At 41.4% G+C, this 21,072-nt stretch carries 20 protein-coding genes; 10 read left to right on the forward strand and 10 right to left on the reverse strand.

Annotated features, from left to right (window positions below):
• Position 1: 1 nt before the first annotated feature.
• From R6242_RS18845 to R6242_RS18860, 4 genes are read right to left on the reverse strand one after another with little or no spacing between them, the layout of a single operon-like run.
• Positions 2-1,456: a DotG/IcmE/VirB10 family protein gene (locus R6242_RS18845; protein ID WP_318429839.1), complete on the reverse strand. Its 1,455-nt coding sequence runs from the start codon at positions 1,454-1,456 to the stop codon at positions 2-4.
• On the reverse strand, positions 1,457-2,503 hold the full coding sequence (locus tag R6242_RS18850) for a DotH/IcmK family type IV secretion protein (protein ID WP_318429841.1): 1,047 nt from the start codon (positions 2,501-2,503) through the stop codon (positions 1,457-1,459). It abuts the gene before it with no gap.
• Complete coding sequence (locus R6242_RS18855) at positions 2,500-3,276, reverse strand: DotI/IcmL family type IV secretion protein (RefSeq protein ID WP_318429844.1); 777 nt, start codon at positions 3,274-3,276, stop codon at positions 2,500-2,502. The genes R6242_RS18850 and R6242_RS18855 overlap by 4 nt, the downstream gene beginning before the upstream one ends.
• Before the next feature lie 20 nt (positions 3,277-3,296).
• On the reverse strand, positions 3,297-3,551 hold the full coding sequence (locus R6242_RS18860) for a hypothetical protein (RefSeq protein WP_318429846.1): 255 nt from the start codon (positions 3,549-3,551) through the stop codon (positions 3,297-3,299).
• Between the two features lie 406 nt (positions 3,552-3,957).
• Between R6242_RS18860 and R6242_RS18865 the strand changes: the two genes are divergently transcribed.
• The 4 genes from R6242_RS18865 (at position 3,958) to R6242_RS18880 (ending at position 8,580) form a co-directional block, all read left to right on the forward strand.
• Positions 3,958-4,836: a ParA family protein gene (locus tag R6242_RS18865; RefSeq protein ID WP_318429848.1), complete on the forward strand. Its 879-nt coding sequence runs from the start codon at positions 3,958-3,960 to the stop codon at positions 4,834-4,836.
• A gap of 2 nt (positions 4,837-4,838) precedes the next feature.
• Positions 4,839-5,912, forward strand: a complete 1,074-nt coding sequence (locus R6242_RS18870) for a ParB/RepB/Spo0J family partition protein (protein ID WP_318429850.1) — start codon at positions 4,839-4,841, stop codon at positions 5,910-5,912.
• Positions 5,913-6,720: 808 nt separating this feature from the next.
• Entirely contained in the window at positions 6,721-7,950 is a 1,230-nt protein-coding gene (locus R6242_RS18875) for a hypothetical protein (RefSeq protein ID WP_318429852.1), read from the forward strand.
• Positions 7,951-8,580: a hypothetical protein gene (locus tag R6242_RS18880; RefSeq protein ID WP_318429854.1), complete on the forward strand. Its 630-nt coding sequence runs from the start codon at positions 7,951-7,953 to the stop codon at positions 8,578-8,580. It abuts the gene before it with no gap.
• A 60-nt stretch (positions 8,581-8,640) separates the two neighbouring features.
• On the opposite strand, the gene R6242_RS18885 is transcribed toward R6242_RS18880, so the two are convergent.
• Positions 8,641-8,940 (reverse strand): hypothetical protein, encoded by a 300-nt coding sequence (locus tag R6242_RS18885; RefSeq protein WP_318429856.1) that lies wholly within the window; start codon positions 8,938-8,940, stop codon positions 8,641-8,643.
• A 154-nt stretch (positions 8,941-9,094) separates the two neighbouring features.
• Here R6242_RS18885 and R6242_RS18890 point away from each other — a divergent pair, with 154 nt between their 5' ends.
• Both R6242_RS18890 and R6242_RS18895 read left to right on the forward strand, forming a co-directional pair.
• Positions 9,095-9,514 carry a hypothetical protein gene (locus tag R6242_RS18890; RefSeq protein ID WP_318429858.1) on the forward strand — a complete coding sequence of 140 codons (420 nt, stop codon included), beginning with the start codon at positions 9,095-9,097 and terminating at the stop codon, positions 9,512-9,514.
• A gap of 33 nt (positions 9,515-9,547) precedes the next feature.
• Positions 9,548-10,213, forward strand: coding sequence for a DUF3299 domain-containing protein (locus tag R6242_RS18895; RefSeq protein WP_318429860.1), 666 nt, complete (start codon positions 9,548-9,550; stop codon positions 10,211-10,213).
• Positions 10,214-10,270: 57 nt separating this feature from the next.
• Here the strand turns inward: R6242_RS18895 and dnaG are convergent, their stop codons facing one another.
• The 4 genes from dnaG to R6242_RS18915 are packed head-to-tail and all read right to left on the reverse strand — an operon-like array spanning position 10,271 to position 16,455.
• On the reverse strand, positions 10,271-12,553 hold the full coding sequence (gene dnaG, locus R6242_RS18900) for a DNA primase (protein WP_318429862.1): 2,283 nt from the start codon (positions 12,551-12,553) through the stop codon (positions 10,271-10,273).
• Complete coding sequence (locus tag R6242_RS18905; RefSeq protein WP_318429863.1) at positions 12,525-14,231, reverse strand: hypothetical protein; 1,707 nt, start codon at positions 14,229-14,231, stop codon at positions 12,525-12,527. Before R6242_RS18905 ends, dnaG begins: the two co-directional genes overlap by 29 nt.
• 5 nt (positions 14,232-14,236) lie before the next feature.
• A complete protein-coding gene (locus tag R6242_RS18910) occupies positions 14,237-15,889 on the reverse strand; it encodes a hypothetical protein (protein WP_318429866.1) in 1,653 nt (550 codons plus the stop codon).
• 2 nt (positions 15,890-15,891) lie between these two features.
• Positions 15,892-16,455 carry a hypothetical protein gene (locus R6242_RS18915; RefSeq protein WP_318429868.1) on the reverse strand — a complete coding sequence of 188 codons (564 nt, stop codon included), beginning with the start codon at positions 16,453-16,455 and terminating at the stop codon, positions 15,892-15,894.
• A 361-nt stretch (positions 16,456-16,816) separates the two neighbouring features.
• On the opposite strand from R6242_RS18915, the gene R6242_RS18920 reads away from it, so the two are divergent.
• The 4 genes from R6242_RS18920 to R6242_RS18935 all read left to right on the forward strand — a co-directional run bounded on the left by R6242_RS18920 (position 16,817) and on the right by R6242_RS18935 (position 20,412).
• Complete coding sequence (locus R6242_RS18920) at positions 16,817-17,395, forward strand: hypothetical protein (protein WP_318429870.1); 579 nt, start codon at positions 16,817-16,819, stop codon at positions 17,393-17,395.
• Entirely contained in the window at positions 17,385-19,133 is a 1,749-nt protein-coding gene (locus tag R6242_RS18925) for a hypothetical protein (protein ID WP_318429873.1), read from the forward strand. The genes R6242_RS18920 and R6242_RS18925 overlap by 11 nt, the downstream gene beginning before the upstream one ends.
• Positions 19,133-19,978, forward strand: a complete 846-nt coding sequence (locus R6242_RS18930; RefSeq protein WP_318429876.1) for a hypothetical protein — start codon at positions 19,133-19,135, stop codon at positions 19,976-19,978. Before R6242_RS18925 ends, R6242_RS18930 begins: the two co-directional genes overlap by 1 nt.
• 131 nt (positions 19,979-20,109) lie before the next feature.
• A complete protein-coding gene (locus tag R6242_RS18935; protein WP_318429879.1) occupies positions 20,110-20,412 on the forward strand; it encodes a hypothetical protein in 303 nt (100 codons plus the stop codon).
• 307 nt (positions 20,413-20,719) lie between these two features.
• On the opposite strand, the gene R6242_RS18940 is transcribed toward R6242_RS18935, so the two are convergent.
• Entirely contained in the window at positions 20,720-20,920 is a 201-nt protein-coding gene (locus R6242_RS18940) for a hypothetical protein (protein ID WP_318429881.1), read from the reverse strand.
• Positions 20,921-21,072: the final 152 nt, after the last annotated feature.

Consider the following 21,072-nt stretch of genomic DNA (forward strand, 5'->3'; position numbering starts at 1 on the left):
GTCACTTCACCTCTGGTTCATAGACATTATTTAAAAAGTAGATGCCTACGTCTTTATTTTGATGAGCTATAAAAGTATCAGGAAGAGATATATTTCTTTTTGCTATTTCTTGGCCAACCGCAACCCCTACTTCGCCAAGAGCTATTCCTGCAACTTGTTTGCCATTTAATGGATCGGTTTTAGTTATTACTGTATTTGTTCCACCGCCACCAACAATTACATCACCTGCTTGTGCTGACAGAGTTGCTGCTTTACCTACACCCGTAAAAATCGAAGCAACTAAAAGCCCACCAAACCGTTGGAAATAGTGTCGCTCTTTAGCGTCCGCAAGGCCCCGAGCCATTGATGCAGAGTCAAGAACAACTGCATCAATGGCATAGATTTGCCCTTTATATTGCATTCGATTTAAGCGGCCTGAAATATCATCAGCACCTTTAGAGAGTGATCCAAAAGCCTTTGCTCCTGAGAATTGGCCACCTCTTATCGCAACTGCAATTTCTGATGAGCCATCATCAGTGTTAATGCCCAAATCCAAAGTTCCATACATTCCCTGTCCCGCAAGAATCAACGGTTTAGCTTTATTTGCCTTTTGTCCTTGGGGAGTGTTTTTTACAGCGGATACTCCGTTACTTGCTGTCGCCACAGGTCGCTTATATTCCGGGTAACTATACTTTGTGTAGCCCTTATTTTCTTTACCACTCGCTGCAAGATAAATTTTTTCCACTTGTTTATTTATTTCAGTACGAACTTCTGTGGCCTGCTTAGAGATACCCGCTTGATATGCTTGGTATTCTGCGGCTGTCATTCGTTGAACTGATCCATCTGAATCAACAACGTCAAACATTTGGACAGGAAGAGGAGGTAGCTGCCCTTGCCCTTGCCCTTGCCCTTGCCCTTGCCCTTGCGCTACTTGATTAGCTTGTAGCTGCTGCTGTACACGCTGCTGATAATTTGCAAGTGCTTCTTTTTGTTGATCTGCAGGCGAAAGGGGCTTACCAGCTTGCTGCGTACCCGAGGCTGTTTGAAAAGGATTTGGCTTCCCATTTACAGTTACTGATTTACTATCAAAAATATTGGTAACTTGATTTTGATTTGAAATATTAAAATCTTCAGGCTGGCTTGCCATTTTAACCGGGTCACCAATGAAGGCCTTTCCTTCACTTTTCGCCAATTCCGCAGCTCGTTTCTGAGCTTCAACCTGTGCAGTTGCTTCTTCCGTATTGCTTACAAATTGATCCTTTTCTACTTTTGCGTTCTCACCAGCAACGTCATTACTTCTTTGAGCAGTATCTTTTGCAGTTTTATTTCCTGGAAATGACTGGTATGCAATGAACATAATTGCTATAAAAAATGCAAATAGGATGCTTATATACAGTCTTGCTTTAGTACCTTTACCGAAGGTTTTCGCAATGTTTAATCTTGCAATACTGTTAGCAGACGTTTCTTTTTCAGCCATTTATTTAGACTCCGGCATATCAAGTAGTGTATCAAATTGAGGTTTACCGCCTACTGACCAATAAATACGGCGTACATTAGGTATCTTATAAACTCGCATTCCGGTTGATGCTCCACCAATTGCCAGATGTGCAGGTGTTATCAAATCATTTGTGGTCCTCAAATAAATAGCATCATTGAAAGCCCATGCTGTTTTTTTAGAGTCATTGCCTATAAATAGTGGCCTAGCGCCTTTAGGTGCGGGACCATACAAAAAAGCATCTAAATATTGGTCATGAGAAGAATTACCCGCTAGTGCAGTTGGCCTTATTTTTGACGCCGGATTTTTACCTTCAACTCTGGAATCAACTCGCTGGTCTACGGTTTGTCCATGACCTGTGTTTACAACGAACGTAATTGGAGAATTTTCCCGCCCCTGGAGGGTAAATGTGATGTTTGCATATGCATATGCCTGTTTCGGTTGAAGCCTGAAAATGTTGCTTGATTTTGTTGAATTAGCTTCCTTATCTGGCGATTTGAAAACATCTTCATCAAACGCGACATCCGAGATAGGCCAAGGCGAACCCTCAACATCCAGAAATACGAATGTTGTCAGCATTCCCAGTGCCGTATTAATCATGATGGGTTCATCTAACAAATCAACACTAATGTCCAATCTGCGATTGACGGGGCGAGGAACATATGATGTTGTATATGGATAGCTTTGGACTCTCTGAGCTTCTTGAATGGACCCTTTGATTTCAGTTATTTGCCCTGGATTCAAAGTTGACTGAGTTGTGTATTCTGAAATTGCAGCCCCTACCTGTCTCGCTAACGCGCCCGGAGGTACTACATCTGCCGGTAACTTTGATCTGGGAACGATAATTGGCGGGGGCCCTATTGGTTCCTGTTGTTGCTGTTGCCCTAGTTGAGACTGGTTTTGCACAGTAACCTTTCGATCTTTCTGCAACCCTTGATTGTTGTAAACGGGCGCTGGAACATCAGCAAATGCCTCGTTACTGATCGCTGTAGAGACCATCACAGCAAAGTAAATTATTGACAATCTCATTTCTGGTCCACCCTCGCTCCGATAGAAATGCTGTCCACAGCCAGCCCACGGAAATTCGATGGATTGGGTGTTATTTGTTTAATTCGCATAGTAGTGGCGTAAGCGATTCGTGGTTGAGCCTTTTGGCCTGCTTTCACGTACAGATCAATTGGTATAGAAACTTCCCATTCGTATGAACCAGAAGCACCAACACCAGCTGCAAGTAATTGAACGCGCCCTGCTGGTTGCATTTGAGCAATGCCACCAACTGCTAAAATTTCTTTGACGAATGTTGAATTTTCGAAAACTTTTAAATATTGATTTCTGAATTCATCAGTCAAATATTTGGCTGATGCATTATTAATCTGCGTCTGCCAATTCATTGAGTCAAAAGAACTCAGTTCAGTAATGGCTTCTACTGCAAATGCTTGGACAGTTGGTGTCCCGATGAATGGCCGGTCAAGAAGCGGAATTTGACAAATGGCATTTGCACCCTGAGCAGACATAGCAATAGGAACTTTTTTCGGCATCCCAGAAAATCCGTGAATCATTAAAATGTTCCCAATTAATGACACGCCTAAACCGATCGTTAGATACATCACTGATTTGTAACGAATCGCCCGCTCGTTATGTTCAGCTTGTTCAACTTTTTCAACTAATTCAATATTTCCTACTGACTGTCCAGCCTTGAATTCGCGCTCACTCAAGTGCGCAGATGCCCCTCCCTTAACTATTGGTAAGGTAGCTGTAGCTGTCTCTAAAGCAATCGATTCCCCAGCCTTGTCATTATTCATTAATTTCTACCTTATCCAGACTACTTATTTTCTTTAATGGCGCAGGAAAATGGAGTTCCATCTGCAGCGTATAATTCTTCTATATCTGGGATCACTGTGGTCGCAATAACTACTGTATTTATCAGCATGCTTATTACCAACAAAAGACCTAATATTGTTGCTACTTTATTCGTGACAAATCGAAATGTAATTTGGTAGCGTTTTGAAATTCTTCTTGATTCATGGGATGGTGCCCCCCATGAAGTATCTAACGTACTTAACACGTCATCTTCCACACGGCCTCCGTTTACGCATCTCAGCGGAAAATCGTTCAAATTTTAAACCTTTTTACCAAAAATTCGCTGCAGCAAGGATGCAAACCGCATTAAATCTGTCCTTAAAATTTCCTTTTGCACTTTTTGGATACCGTTAAAATATATTAAGCTAAAAATCTTGATTTTTATTTTAATAAGAATAACAATGAAGCATACATTTTCATCGTGAAAACAGTTGAGCGGCAAAGCAGCGAAGAGTTTTCACCGTGAAATTTCTGAGAATGAGATTTCACGGTGAAAACATAGCCATTTTTTTTACTAATGTGCGTGTGACAGTGCTCAGCTAGTTTTCACGGTGAAAACACTAGCAACAAGTTCCAATACATTTTCACGGTGAAATTCTAATTCTCATGGAGGGAGTAGGGAAATGAAGCCTAAATGCCTGGCAGTAACGTCTCACAAAGGCGGGAGCCATAAAACAACTATTTGCGTCAATGCTGCTGCTGGACTCGGCATGCGTGGCCTTCGTGTGTTGATCATTGATACAGACGGTCAAAAAAACTCATCGATACATGCAGCACTTCCTGACGATGAAAATCCTGACGTGACGCTATCAACGCTGCTGTCAAACAATAAAGACGATGCAAAACTTAAAGACTTAACCCGACTCGCAATTAAAGAAACTCACTGGGAAAACGTTTCAATTATTTGCAGTGACGACTCCATTGGGAATGTGGCTGACAAACTGCAACTAACCTCACACATGGCATTTAGTGAGCTCGGGAAGTCACTCAATCATGTTGCTAGTCGCATTGATGACCCTGTGAACGGCTTTGATGCGATTATCATTGATTGCGCTCCGGATCGACGCATCCTTACAACCGGAGCGATTGCCTATGCAACACACACATTAATTCCCATACTTTCTGGGTCGCTATATGGTTACGATGGCTTTTTAGATATGCTCAACCACATCACGTCGCTTCGTAAAGAAACCAACCCTCAGCTTGTAAATTTAGGAATATTAATTTCAGGCTGGGATGGGAATTTGCTTGCTCACAAGAAACTTCTAGGACTAGTCACTGACCGATATCAAGACATTAACAATGTTGACTTAGTTAAATTGTTTAATGGCAGAATTCCACGCTCCACAAAAATGGAGCAAGCCAGCATGCTTAGTAGATCCATTTTTGAAGTGGCCGAACCCTCTTCTTCAATTTACATGGCTTATGATAATTTCGTAGATCAGCTATGCGTTGACATGGGGCTTGCCGTTCACGATAAACTTACCCATGAAGGTGTTTAGTTATGAGTGAAGAAGGAAAAAAAGCGGTTAAAACTGCACCGTCCAAGCGCATTAACTTCAATAACGCCTTTAACGAGGAGGCCGCCCAGATTGTACGGGAGCGTACTGTAAAGACACTTGTGAACGCAGAAACAAGTGGTATGGTCACCTCAAACATGAAGAACTCATCACTCCTCATTGTAAATTGCTCGGATTTGCATCCTGGTCGCTATCAACCACGTAACCATGCCAACACGCTTCGTTCTATTAAAAAATTAGCAGACCAAATCCAGGCTGATAACAATCAACTTTTACAACCGCCAAAAGTTAAACCTCGCCCTGAAGGGGGGTATGAAATTATAGCGGGCGAGAGAAGGTGGCGGGCTTGGTCATCTCTTGGAAATCTTGAGATTCCTGTCATTGTAACCAACATGCCTGATGAAGCTGTTGCCATTGCGTCTTTGGTTGAAAACATCCAAAGAGAAGATCTAACGACAGGTGAAATAGCAATGGCTATCGCTAATATTTCGCATGAAATGAAATTAACTGATCGAGAATTAAGCTCGAGAATTGGTTTTTCTGGGCCAAGCATTTCTAAATACAAGACCTTAAGTAGTTTGATGCAGCAGTCAAAAGTAATTGAAGAGTCAATCATTTGCGGTTCTTCATATCTATCACTTAATGACTGCTCTACTGCACTGATGCTTCTTCAAACCATCAGTGAGAATGCACTATTAGCAGTTGAATCCACATTATCAAAAGCAACGAACTCACTATCAAATACACTTTGTGATGAGGATGCCCCCACTTTTGAATCTTTGAATTTATTATCACTACTTAAACAAGATTGGACTGAAACCATTACTTCAGCTCAAAACACTAACCTCAATGACAGCAACAGCACCGCATCTCAAGAACCACAGTTTCCACCTCGGGTGCGAATGGGAAGAGGTAGAGAAAAAATTCTTTCTCACGGCTCAACTTGGTCAATTTTGGAAAGAAACGCTGGCCATGCCGTTAAGTTGTCGCGCCACCTGACCGAGGAGAAGCTATCTAGGTTAGAAGACTTTATTAAAAATTTATGCGACGAACCCTAGAAGGTGCCCGCCGTCAAAACAAAAACCGCCTTGAAATGGCGGTTTTTTTTCGCATATTTTCACCGTGAAATTTTTAGATCTAATTATTCTCTTCATCATGTTCTGTGTTTTCACCGTGAAAACTATTTCATAGAAATCATTCAAAAGATAATTACTGGCTTATCATCAAAATCCAAGAGGTTATCAATACTAAGACCGGTTGATTTCCAGTTGCCTATCGTATGGCTTTAGTACGGTTACCATCAAGACTCCTTAGATTACCCGCCGCCCGCACGGTTTCACAACACTCCCGTATGGAGGCCAAATGAAGTCCAGACGGTATCCTTTATTTTTATGGTTTCCATACGGACTTTGATTAGAATCCATTTGGTTTTTTACAAGACTCCACAGGGATATTGATAGGTTCTCGATCAGCTTCCCACAGGAACTTGTTTGGTTTGTATACGGCATCAACCCAGCTCCCATAAGAAGTCCATAGATAATACAAAACAACAATAAATAGCTCTTTAGTATTTTATCCAGTGAATGTGTGTGGAGCTTGGGAATTTACAAAGGCAATAGGGCTAAGCAGACACCTGGATCTCAAAATGACAAAAAAAGTTCTTTTCGTAATGAACCAGTCATTTTTGCCGGGGCCCCGCCTTTAATTAGCGGCATAATCTCAGTACACAACTGCTCGAATTATAGGCAAACCTACTTTCGCTAATATTAATGCGGGTTCGCAGCGCTAAACGGCTGATTTATAGATGTTTTGTCCACTAAATCTGTGAATATGTGGATAACTATTCAAATTGAATGGAGCACGCCAATGGCTTTACCTGCAAACGCAAAAATAGTTATTGATCTTAATGAACATGACTGGGAAATCGTCATTGATTTCAAGAGCGCGATTTTAGATGCTAGAGAGCTATCTCAAGAATATGGGTGCAAGGTTCAGCTAGTACGTGGTCAGGTAATTACTGAACTCATGCCTTTGGACGCTGATAGCTTAATCAACATAAACGCTTCAGATGAACTATTTGAAGCCAATGAGATGTTGATGAATGCAAAAAAGCTAATTCCTCCTGATCAAGTTTTTGTATCAATGAGGTCAGGAGCAAACTTTTACCCCTTCACAGGGCAATCAAGTAAACCGATAGAGCTCGACGATATTTTTGTTGGTCTATCGAGAACTGCAAGATTCAATGGGCAAACCACAAAATTTTACAGCGTCGGCCAGCATTGTGTTGAGGTTTGCAAGCGAGTTTATGAGCTAACTAATGGCGATTTAGAGGCAAGTTTGTACGCACTAACTCATGATTTTAGCGAGGCATTTACGGGTGATTTGATATCGCCCATAAAAGCAATGTTTCCGGGATTTAAAGCTTTAGAGGCGTCAGTTGATAAATTTCTTAAAAGTCACCTTGGCTTAGCACATGTCGATCATAAAATAATTAAACAAGCAGACCTTGAGCTCCTCGCTACAGAAAAAAGAGACCAGATGCCAAACTGTACAGATAGCTGGGAGTTGCTATCTGGCATTCAACCACTGGACTATGAATTAATACCTCTGCCGCATGAAGATGCTTATCTGCTGTTTAAAACTGTTTATACCGAGTTAATTCAAAGAGTTAAAAACGAAAGAACAAAACAGGTGGAGTCGCTTAATTACTATGCTGACGTAATAGAGAAGGGTGTAGAAGCAGATGAAGAAATAATGAAATTAACAATTAATGCCATTAATCGTTTAAATATTTCATCTCCAACTACGGAGGTGATTTCAGCGCTGCAGAACCTCCAGGAAGTATTAACGTCTCAGTTAGGGTTGAGTGGGATAGCCGAGTCAACAGCGAATTCTATCTTCATGGGCAGGACCGACATTAATACAGTAGCTAGTCACGATTTAATTTCATTAAGACTTTCAAAAATTATGGAGGTTTGCGGAGAAACAAGCAGACATATTTTTTTAAAAACACAGCAAGAACTTGAATATATTTCAACAGCACCAGCTGTTTCACATAAATTAACGAATGAATCATTAACAACACTGGAAATCTAAATGAGTCAAAATCACCCCCTAAAAAATCTACGAATCGATGCTGTTTTAAAAAGTGCTTATGGGCTTCAGCTATCGAACATCCTTCCTTTTCACAGCTTCGATGGCGATAATAATGATGTTTCCGCTGAAAGCATAAAACGTGCTGTTGAAGAATATGCAGATAATGCATGCGTTTCAAAATTAGATGGTAAGCGACTCACTATTGATGATGTAAATAAAGCAATATCAATAATTGAGCCGACTAAAATCACTATTATGAATGGGTATGCCGCAATTAATCAGTATGACCCTGTTAAGGGCAATTGGAGTTCTATATCAGGCAATGCGATTTCCAATTTATCCTCCCAAACAATTCATTTAACTGGTGAAAAATCGACGGCTAGTCGAGGGTTTGAGGGTGATAAAGGTATAGCACTAGCTAAAGTAGGGGATCGCCTCTATTATTTGAGTGACGCGCCTCGCTGCTCGCCAGAGGACTGCGGCGTCAGGTATACCAAAAGTCAAACATTAGGTAAAGACATTAAGATTGGGCAACGATTGTCTGTTGATCATGCTGGAGCGATGCTTCAGCAAGATAACACTCCAAAACCTGCTCTAAAAAGCCCCTCAGTTGGGCTCGAATATAATTAATTTTTAAGCATAAAAAAGGGTTACCAATTTAAGATTGGTAACCCTTTTCAAAGATGTATATTACACAACCCTTTCCATTTTTATCCCCGGATAGAGGACAATACTCAAACCATCTGAAGTAGAAAATGGGTTAAATTGTATCGGTTTTCCAATCGAATCAAACCTCTCAGGGCGAATAACACCAGTATACCGAAACATCACTTCGCAATGCTTCAGCCACTCTGGAATTGGAATGTCATAGTAATGTCCAACAATGGGGCCAAAAGAGACATTATAAGATTGCGCTGGTGGTGAATTAGTCATCATATTTTTTGATAAATTATTTCTTCTTGTTGCAAGCTGGACAATGACTATACGCAATCAAAGATCAAAGATCAAAGATCAAAGATCAAAGATCAAAGATCAAAGATCAAAGATCAAAGATCAATGATCAATGATCAATGATCAATGATCATTGATCATTGATCATTGATCATTGATCAACTAAGAATATATTATAATAAACTGATCCGCCATGAAAGATCCATTAAATATTTACGAAATACTCTCTAACGGTTCATTAAATTCTCAATCCACCTTGGTTGATTACAAATTTCAAATGTCGGCCTTACAGGCCGAAGCAAAAAGGCTTGGGTTCAACTTCGTCAAAACTGACGAACAGCGTTCAAACGAGGCAATTCCTCCAGAGCTTGAATATAGCTTAGCTCGTGCCATCAAATACAGCCAAAAGTTTAAAAATCATTATCGTAAAGAGTGGATGCTAATTGAGTATGATGAAAAACGACTTACAGACTCGCATTTGATACTTAATTACATCTTAAATGTTCTTAGTATTCACGGCATCCAATTAATGCAAGACCCACGAACTAGTGCACTAATGGATAATGAAAGGATGCTCCATGAAAATAGATATCTTATTAATTTTCAGTATTGAAATATATTTTCAAATAGCAATTAATGGTGAAACATGATTCGATACAGTATCAGCTTGCGGTATATATTAATATTTGCACTTTCATCCACGCCGGTCTTTGCCGTAAAACAAAACAATGAACTAATTATTAGCTGGCGTGATCTTATGCCGAGTTCGCCAGAGCTAGAGACTAAAATAAAAGCACTTAATGATCCTGATAAATTGCGTTTACGAGATGCGTATCGGCAAGCCGGGCTTAAAAAATCCTTACTAAACAATCGCCAAAAATCTTCTAATTTAGCAGCTCCTGACTTGTATTTACTAAGGGCTGATTATTCTGACATGGCCGCGTTAGCGAGCGAAATATTGAATTTTGAAGAAAAGAAAGGGAATACTTATATAAGAAAACTGGACGGGGTCAGAATTAAAATGACAGGATATTTACTCCCTATTGGTTTTAAAAACAGAAAGGTCACAGAGTTTTTACTGGTCCCAACAATTGGTTCGTGCGTCCATGTTCCACCGCCGCCACCGAATCAATTAATTTTCGTTGAATATCGCAAAGGCATTGCTCAAGGAGACAGTTTTATCCCTGTTTCTATCACAGGGAATTTGATCGTGGGTAGTAAAACTGCACAAGTGCAATTAGATGATGGGAAGGGGGATGTTCAATCAGGTTATACGATGCAAGCGGAAAGTGTCATCGTTCTAAATAAATAGCTTAAATTTCATATTTTTGTTTGTTGCCAACTATGTGTTACATAGTTGGCAACAAAATCATAAAGCGGGAGCCATCTCCAAGTTGGTCTTAGGTTCCAAATTTAGAGATTTACTTATATTATTTGCTTCAATTTCGCCCACCAATAGCCGGTCATCATTCACCTGATCTCGAACATAATACTTCACTTTATCAGTCTCGCCAGTTTGATAATTATGAACAAATGCAGGCGACCCATTATTTGACAATTTTGAGATTAACTCCTGGGAAAGGGGCTCTATTCTTGACGGACGCAGGTGGTAGGTAGGAGTGCCTTTGCAACTACCGGTCAAAATAACCGGGGCCTTAATTTGGCTGACAGCCCAAATAGCGAACTCTGACGGTTGGCCCTGTGCTGCTCGGTGAAGTAGCTTCCTAGCTACTGATGCTGGTGTTATGTAACCATTCTCAATTAATGAAGCAGCATGTTGTCGAAGGATCTTTTCTCCATCCATTAGAGCAACGTTTAAATTTGTTACCACCGCATCCGATTGAAATTTTGTAACGGGATGAAGGTCAATAATTAGAGACTCAAGCTTATCTTCATTACGCGGCGAGACATAAAGCTGGCCTCCAATGTTGGCCAGCACCACCATTTTGTATGCGCCTGTGTGTGCTCTGTTGACCAACGGCAATACGATTAGAGGCATGCATACTCCCGATCTTTCTATGCCCTGAATTGCATCCTGAATTTTCCCTACACAAGCAACCAGCTGAGGATGAATAGGGCGCTCATTTCCAGCCAAAGGCAAAACTTCTAATACTGTTTGGTTGCCGAGGACTGAGGACGCTTCTTTCATAAGCCGCTGTGTCAATTGCGGAGCCTGTACCTGCTGAGCAGACAAGTTTTCAACTGCTTTAGCTGGTGAGCATGAATCGCCTCGACGCGCCTGAGTGGGCTTTGGCTGCGCAGAAATGGCCGCCACTGGCTTTGGGGCTGGTGTCGGCGGCAAACCCACGACAGATTTGTTTGATAGCCCTGTGAGTGCCGGGGCAGGCCCAATTGGCAAGCCAAGCGACTGCTGAAGAAACTCCGCAAGCGCTCTTTGTCGCAGAGGTGCATTTTTGATCAGTGCAATGAGCTCTGAGGCATAAATGGCAGATTTAATTTTCCCTTCTACAGTTTTAATTCCCTCTGGCTCTGCTTCAGCGATACAGATCTTAGCAATAGTAGTTGAGAGGCTGGCTCTCTTTTCAACGCATTGGTTCCAAGCTTCGATGCCTAAGCTTTTAACCATTTCATCAGGATCTTTATATGAATCAATTAAATTAATAAAAGAGGCAATATGATCGTCAGTTGAGATGGATAAAAATGTTTCAATAGAGCGTTTCATTGCAGCCTTGCCTGCTTTGTCATTGTCAAAGCAAAAGGCAATTTCTCGACCATGCCTTAATAATTTTCTTACGTGAGTCTCAGTAAGAGCACAACCAAGTGGAGCTACTGCACGTTCCTCACCGGCCTGCGCCAATCCAGCTGTATCCATTGCCCCTTCAACAACGACACTCATTCCCGATTTTCTGATCGACTCAATGGCACGATGCAAGTTAAAAAGTACACTCCCTTTGGAAAACACAGGTGTGTCAGGCGAGTTAATATATTTTGGCAAGCCGCCTTTTTCCAAAGTCCTCGCAGTAAAACCGATCACGGCACCCTTATCAGAATGAATAGGGATCATCAGCCGTTTACGAAAAAAATCATAGCTTTGGCCTGAGCCAACTCCTTCTTTCGGACGGCAAAGTAAGCCTGCACTTTCAAGAACAGAAGCGCTATGCCTGTTTATAAGCACTTTACTTACAAACCCACCCATGGTGTAGCCCATACCAAAATCTTGAATCGTTTTCTGTGTTAACCCTCGTTCCGAATGTAAATATGTGGAAACGGCTTCATTCTTAATCACATCCCTGGAATAACCATTTGCTGCATCATTAAGCGCCTTAAGTAGTTTTACCCTTTCCTCGTGAACCTCTTTTTCATTTGAATCACTTTCTTCATATTCAACAGTCATTCCCAAAAAGTTAGCAGTAATCTTAACTGCTTCGTAGAATTCATTTTCCAGGTTTAAATGCTTAATAACAAAATCCAACCCAGAATTCGAAAACGCTTTACATGAAAAACAAGTAGCAAGCCCTTTGGAAGGGGAGAGAGAGAATGACGGAGATGTATCTTTGTGAAATGGGCACAGCCACGTGTATTGGCTCCCTGATTTTTTTCCTGCGCCAAGGTAATGAGAAATTATCTTTTCATGACTATTAATAGATTTTTCACGTAAATCATCAATAAATGTTGCTTTGATCTTGGCCACTATCTAAACACTCCTGATTAATTTTTTTCGTAATGGGGGCTGTTTTATGAGTTGACTCGAAGAGTGCTGTTTCGCGGCACAAAGATGCCATAGCGGCTCGAATTTCAGCCATACAATTCGAATCCCTCATTTCTTCCTGCGGTTTTGGAATGCGCCCCAAAGAAGCTGCTGAAGAAGGGGCCTTGCGGGCTAAAGTTTGCGCCCGAGTCATAAGGCTCTTTTGATTATCCAAAGCCTTTGTAGGTGCGATGGTTGGTTGTATGCCAGCCATACGGTCTACAGGCCGCCCCAAAGGGAGGTTCTCCATGTTGGGCGTATAGATGTCGTTTATAGACAAAAATGATGGAGTAAATGAAACATCACAGAACTTGGTCAGCACGGGCACGCCCCCAGTAGCTGTTCCTTCGCCCATAATCTGTGTTGCGAAGTGTGTGCTGGCAAAGAGAGGCTCACCTCGTACACCGGGTTGTAAAGTCTCTGTATAGCGTGCGTATGGGTTTTTAAAGATAGGAGCCGCCAGGTTTGATCGAAGAGCCGCTTGAACTGCCATATGATGAATAGCCATGGCCTCAGCGCATTCCTTTCGCATACTTTCCCTTAGCACTTTTGAAGCATCGAGCCGTTGGTAAGGAATTATTTCAACCGTGAATTCTTGATTTCGGATTCCAGAAAATATCCGTTCGGCATCCTGACGGGTTCCTCCTGAAAGCAAGGTACTGAGAAGTAACGCATTCATCTCATTTCGAGTGCCAATGGCCGATAAAACGATTCGAAATAAATCATCGCGCAAAACAGCCTTTTCCCTGTCAGCTGATGACCGCATATAGCTATGATCACGCTCACCTTTCCATATTTCAGAAAGCGTTGTAATCGGATCTGCGGACAAAAACCTTGTTTTTGCGTCTCCTGCGTCATCGGTATACTGAAAGGCCGTTTTGCTACAACGAACATCATAGGACCGAAGGGGTTTACCTACATTTGGTGATATTGGGTTCGTATCAATCAGCCGAATAATAACGCCTGGATTAATTCTCTCCCCTTGATGTCCGACGTTACGAAGTAGCTCAGTAAAAGTTAACCTGATTTCATCTCTACTCATGCCTGGCTGTAACAATCGAGCGCGAGCGCAATCAAGAACATCTGCATAGACGCTAATAGTTAGACCTTTATGGCCAAATCCATCGCTCGTGTGCGCCGAAATATGAACAGGATCAGTACGCACACAAGTCTTATGATCTTTACCCAATATGGTAGGCCAATATGCCGCGAGTAATTTGCGGTCGCCATCCATTCCTAATTCAACGGTTGATTCAAAAAGAATACTTCCCCCAATACCAACAGACAGCGGGTTGCCGGGCATGGATAATGAATTTAACTGTGGGCGTTGATTTTGTTTCCCACCAATAAATTGCTGTTGCACTGAGCTCCTTACGTGTTCGATACCTTTCTGCTGCCACTTCGGTTGTTTTAGGAGATATTCAACTCCTTCTCCAACTGTCATTAAGCGCACGCTGACCAACTGTTGATTGGCCCCAATGCCATCGACCCACAGCTGCCCTGATGGCTTTTGGGTATATGCAGTGACCATTACCAATTCATGCCCACGTAAACGCCCCCCGTTCCCTTTAGTGGTCAACGCAGATTCGATAGAAGCAAAAGGATCATGAAAATTAACCATATAAGTTAGGGCTCAAACTCGGTGAAATAGGTTTTTTGCTGCAGAGCAAGGGAAGGCTTATCAATTGCATGATGATCTCCTTTATAACCAGGGCTTAAAGAAGGGTGCCGCGTGTTATTCCTATTTGTCGATGGTTGGGTAGGCTGAGCGGTAAATGGTGGTGCTGCAGGACGTTCTTCATCCTCTTGCACTCGATAAGCCGCGTTTAAAGGGCGCTTTATTTCGCTATCGGTAGCAGATTGAATCGCAGGATTAAGATTTATGACTTCATCATTTAATACATACGGATAAACAGACGACACCGCATATTCTCTGTTATGCCCATGAGTAATCAGAGCTTCCTGTTCAATCTCATTGCGAATTTCAAAATTAGCACCTTGTTGAGCTGAAGTTACGCGTATAGATACGTCCATTCTGCTACTTGGAACGACTCCAAATTCATCTTCAATATATGTACCTAAAGCAGAAAAATCGATTTCCCTCACTGCCGCATCTTGTAACTCACGGGCATAGATTGGCATCCCAGAGTCAACAGATTTCTGAATAAGGTTTTCAATGAGCTCAGGTTGGAATCCTTTACCCCGTACTTCGAACCTCGAAAGATTGACATCAAGATCTCGGGCAAGCTGAATCAAGCATTCTTCGTCATACTTGGGCCTGACATTGATGTTCACGCCACCGGATTTAATCATCCCAGACGATCCATCTTGATCATGAATCAGATTCTGGATAGCCACACTTGCCGCATTCTTTTCAAGAGACGCTTGTTCTTCCTGGAATCGCCAATACACATATGACTTAGCATAACGATCAACGTCCACCTTCCGTTCATTGGAAAGGAACAATTCAGCACGGTGAATGGGCTCAGGAATACAGCCATTATGGAAGATTTGGTATGCCCATTTGTCCCCAGCTTGAATGCTCTCTGCTCTTAAAGCCAGATCCATGTCTATTAGGCTTGGAACAACATCCCACTCGTTCAAATCAAACCGAGCTAAAATTTTGCCGTGTATAACCGGCTCTCCCTTTTGAATTAAACCGGCCATCTCTAAAATATGACGCTGCTCTTCTAATTTAGCGGCATACATTTCGAGCTGCACTTGGTAGTTCAACGATATAGGTGCATGTACAGTCTTTGGATCAGGACATTTGTAATCTGGTAGAAATCGCATTGTTTCCCCACCCAGCTCAATTGAGATTAAATCGTCAATTGAAGCATTTAGCCATGGCGTAGCCTCCGAAGGTGAAGCCATGGCCGCCATGACTGCTGGATGATCGAGTAAACTGGTTGCGCCAAACTTTGCCAAAAACATAGGCCGAATAATGGGCTTTTCTAAGTCCGTACCCCTCATCATTTTTGGAGTAGGGATCACCGGATCAATGAGCATAAGCTTACGCATGGCTATTTCTCGGGCAGACGCACCAATATCTATATTTTCACCTCTTTCATGCGCAACAAAAGCCCCCAGTTCGGACGAACCAATTTTTCCATAGCGGGCAAAAAATGCGTCTACTGAAAACTGGCCGAGCACGTTAGGATTTTTATCAACGAAATTTATGACGCGATCAATATGCGATGCATTTAACAATCGTCGATGGGGTAGGGCGTTAATAATACGAATGGCATTCTGATAAAAATCTGATTTTTCTTGAGTCATGTTTAAATTCTCATCAGAAAATCAGAAATAGCCGGATTATTTTGTGCAGGCATGCTTGGCGCATTACTCTTAATTTCCCACGAACCACCTTGTGCGATTTGCTGCATTGGGAGGAGGTTGATTTTCTGCTGATCATGCTTAATTTCCAGCAAAAAATTCCCTTCCTCATCCACAGGGAGCTCACCTTTCTCACATGCATGTTTAAACGAAGAAAGAACCCATTCCCTTGCAACATAAGACGCTGCAAACGCGGCCATGATCCAGCCAACCTTATCCGAAGCATCAGCAAACATGCTGATCTCTTCATCCTGACGTAAAAACTTGAGTGCAGGATTTTGAAAACCACATCCGGATAGGATCAGCAAGGCACTTGTCAGCATGCCCGCTCCTGCTCCTTTTGGTCCAAGGCTGGCCAACTCAGCAGCTTCAATGGGCTGCCCATCAAAAGTGCATTTAACTTTGCTCCTGACCATCTCCGCCGCTAAGTTTTTCTGTGCTGCATATTGAGCAAGCTGTGCGCCGGATAATTTACGTACGACGTTGATGGCTTCTGCATTAATCAACATATTCCCCTAATTCATTTACCAATTAGTAGGGATTTTGACTGTTTTCGCACAATACGGCATGGCAAAAACTATCTTTTTACACGTAAAATGTTTTTTTTGCGCTGTCTGTGCGCTTTACACTAGTTTGTCAGGCATCTAATCCACTTTTGTACATGCAGGTTTAAAAAATGACCTTATCTTCACTAATTTTCCCCAAGCAAATTATGCTTACTGCCATCCTAACGGCAGTAGGTTCGTTCGTCTTTTTTCTTTCCTTGTCTATGCCCGCCGTATTTCCGATTCTCATCCACTTAATCATCGCAGTGATGGGTTTTGTTGTAATGGCTTTTTATGGGTATCACACGGTGAGAATCCTTAATCAATGAAAATCAAACTACCTACGCGATATGAAACGCTTAGTGAAAGAATTTTTTCCATATTTGACATTCATCGAAGAAGTAAAGAGCGAAAGACCGATGAAATGAATGCTATTGACGTAGCCACGGGCATCGTTGGAAGTCGGGCAGCTTCAGTCATTGCTCAAAACTTAGATAACACTAAAATGGACAGCACAGATCAAATCATGATCCGCGTAGCGCCAAGCTGGTACTCCAACTTTGCTTATTTTGATGCGCCTCAAATTGATAGCATTTATTGCGATCTTGGAAATGGACGCAGTCGCGTTGAGGTCATCGGCAGCACAAACGAAAAAATTATTATTTCGCATACTTTCATTTTTCGCTTGTTTGGCAGGCCATTACTGCGTGTGAGTCGTAAGCAACGACTTAGCGTAGACGAGTGGCTCTCAAGGAAGTTGGTTTTGGTAGGAAGAAATGGCAATCAAATTCATATCAATGAAGATGGATTAGTTTCTGGAGTGGGGGAGAACAATCATCCAGAATTTTATTCTCACATTATCAAACTTTTAGAAAGCTTGGAACCAATTAACGATGGCAAATAATAAAGGCGGTCCCAAAGGCGATCAATCTACAATTGGAAATGGTGCGATTGCCGCCCTGTTCTTATTTATTTTTTATCTTCTGGCATTGGCTTTATGGTATGAAAAACATGAACTAATCGTCAAGATATATGGCTCCATTCGAATGGCTCAATCATGGTTAATGCATATTGTCAGCGGCATTATTCCAACTCCATTTGCAGATTGGTATACCTTTTTTCATGAAAGTGATCCTGATGTTGTTGGTTTCGCTCATTTAATTCAAAGCTCAATCCATTTTAATGCACTTGGTTTTTTTATCTTCGTCATTCCTTTTGCTTTTTATATCTGGAATAAGTCTGTAAAAACAAATCCAATTAATTCAAATAATTTTGCACCTGAAAAAAACTACAACATGGAGCAGTTTTGCAAAAAAATGGAACCTCTCCATCCACATATGATTCTATGGAGGAAGTTTAATCCAAGTAGCCGATCACTTGATACGGGTATATACCGGTTACCCGATACAGCAACTCAGTTTGTTGTTAACAACAGAATTTTTACTCTTTCTGCCGAAGGAAACATAACAGCCATAGCTTCCGGGGCTCGCTCTGTGTTTATTAAAGAGTTAGGGCGAAGATGGGAAGGCTTAGAAAAATTAACAAAATGGGAAAGAGTTCTTGTTGCTATCACATCAGCTCGTATCGTGGCCTCTGATGAACGGGTGACTGATGCCCAATACCGAGGAGCCATTGAACTTCAAGAACGTATCCAAAAGAAAATGTGGTTGCTTACAAGTGAACACTTTGACGTAGAAACGGATAGCTTTGACTTTGATTTACCTAGTGAAGTCGATACATGCATCGCTGCATACTTCAACTACCCATTAGTGCAAAACCTGGTTAAAAACCACGCCTACGTTTATACCGTCATCTATGCATTGGTGATTGAATCCCGCTCTATTGGAACCTTTCCTCATTGCAATGTCGGTTGGTTACACATTGTGGATAGGCCATTAAATATCCTTGTAAACACAGCAGGCAGAGGCACCCCCTTCACTGAATCTTCTGCTATTCATGCCCATTATCTGTGGGAATGTTCATTAAATGATGCAATTTTAGAACCCATGATTGAAAATGCGATCCCGGCTTTGGAAACTGAATTAGCAAAATTCAAACCAACTCGCATTCAGCTTGAAGATGCAACTAAAATCCTAGATGATGAAAAAATTGAACGTCAAAACTCAACAGAAGCTGTTAGAGCATCAATTAACCAACATTTATTCTTGGGCATGTCTAATTTCATCACCCAGTCCGGAGTGATCTCTCCATTAGGCTTCACATTACTCGACAGCAATGGAAATAAGCTTTTCTCGGCTATTTGTATACCTGATGAAAAACCAACAGATGAAGAATTACAACGATTAGGGGTCAGTGCCGGAGATATTCAGTTGGCCACAAATGACGCCAAAGCAATTATTGATGAAATTGCCTCCAAGGTTGCTGGAAATTCCTTGTTTACATGCTGTGTTAGTGAGCTTTCAAAACTCGCACCTGTCGTCACTCTCGCTGCACAAGACCGCCTATTCGATATGAAAAACGTATTCTTTGCTGCAGCTGGATCAAATACCACTCTCAATGATGCTTTTAGCTCATGCAGAATGAAACCTGCTGAAGATGCAAATTCTCTGGCGCAATTAGCTTTGCAGCTTTATCACAAATATCCAGAAGTTAGACCCCAAGTGCGTGGAGTGATTTCGTAATGTCCCGTTCAAATATAGATGTAGTTCTATTTCCTGTTGTTCACGACTCATACAAAGGTTGGGGAGCATATTCTAATGAAGGATTAAAGTGGATTAAAATTGCAAGCAATAAAAAAAGTGAAATCGATTCATTGGAAAACTACTCAGCATCCTTGGATCAATGGCGGGAACGATCAAGGTCCGAGGGGATAGGTGATCCTATTCCATACGTCATCCCTTTAACACCACTTTTAAGAGACCTGACAGGGAATGGTAAAGTAACCGCTGGTCCGCAAATGACAATAGCTGCTCATAAATTAGCCTCCAGAATGGATGGAGATGACTTGGCATGCGTTGCTATTTTTAATGCACAGAAAGATGATACCCAAACTAAGCGAACGAAGGACTTAAGCGCACCACTGAGGGATGTTCTGTTTAACTTCTTTTCCGGGATGATGTCCGCCGCCCCACTTATGCTTGCAGTAGGAGAGGGCTGGTATGCGAATTCACGTGGCATAACAAATGATGAAAATATTACTCTTGCGCTTAACATCGCCCGTGAAGCCAACACATTATCTCTCCATTGTTTATCTAGGACCTTTTGGCAATGTTTATCAATAAGGAAGGATAATTCTCAAGAAGCAAATATTGCATTCAAAAATCACTATGACCGATGGTTTTGTAGGATTCATATTAAATGCATCATTGGAGATGATGATCCATTAAGTGCAGACTTTTATGTATTTGCTTGTGATTCATCAATTGAAGAAACAGTTTCCGAATGCCTTAGTGATATAAAAAATCATTTAATAAAAACAAGCATGGATCAATCCAAATCTTCAGGATTTAAATGTAATTTTCTTTAGTAAGAAAATGCTATAGCAGAAACCATTTTCACGAAGATTGCAATGTAGCGCTCAATGCGCTACATTGCTAAATTAGCCTCGCAGCGTACAGATTTCTGCGATTGCTGCTTCCAAGCCTCCAAGGTAATTTTATGGACAAGAATCAACTTTCAGCAGTCATTAATGAAGTAACCAGGGGAAATCAAACCGAATATGCACATCTTACTCAAGTATCACCACAGCAACTTAGAAAACTGTTGGCAGGTACTTCTGGGATTAGTGGCCAAACTAAAACCATTGCTACATTATTGTGCCTACTAAAAGAGAAGGGTCTCCTAGATGAAGCAAAGCAACGATTGCTTGCTAAAGAGAAGACTCCCCAGGATAAAGCAAAGCAAAAATTACTTGCCAACGAGAATGCCCTCTTCGATAAGTTAGATACAATTTTTAAATAAAAAAAGAACTACTTTTGCTCAAAATATATCGCTCTCATAATGGGCGATTTTTTTTATTTTCTAGCAAGTATTTAATTAACATAGTAATATGCTTATTTATTTTATAAAATTAATGATGAATAAGACCACCACAAGCGCAAAAAAAACGTTTCCTATTTCAGGAGATAATTTTCAGCTATGCAAATTATTTACTTTTTCTTTGTTTGAAAAAAATTCATCTAAACCCACTCCTGTTGGACAAATTAAAGGCGATAAGTGGTATGCGAACAAAATTGCTTCAAATAGCCCTAATTACTTCGACTAGAGTTTAACTGTTGGCACTTGAAAGGAAGTTCCTCTTTACTATTGCCTGACGTTGGCCTGCCAATAGTAAAAGATCTGCAGCAGTGTCAAAGATTGCTTCTTCCGCTAGGATTTTTATTGACGTACCTCCACCCACTTCTTCTTCAACGACATACATCCCGTTTTCTAACATTCTGCTTTGTCCACAGCGAAATTGATTAACCATTAGTACCAATCCAGTTTCGCTTGGCATTACCGGTAATTGTCAAAGTAGTTGAGATATTTTTACGATTTAAGCTGCCTGTAATTCCTCGCTTTTTTTTGGCTCAATGACCCGATCCGGGTTCAATTGCACTTCATCTTGCCAGCTCCAGTTCC

This window comes from Iodobacter sp. CM08, from assembly GCF_033446605.1.
GTDB lineage: Bacteria > Pseudomonadota > Gammaproteobacteria > Burkholderiales > Chitinibacteraceae > Iodobacter.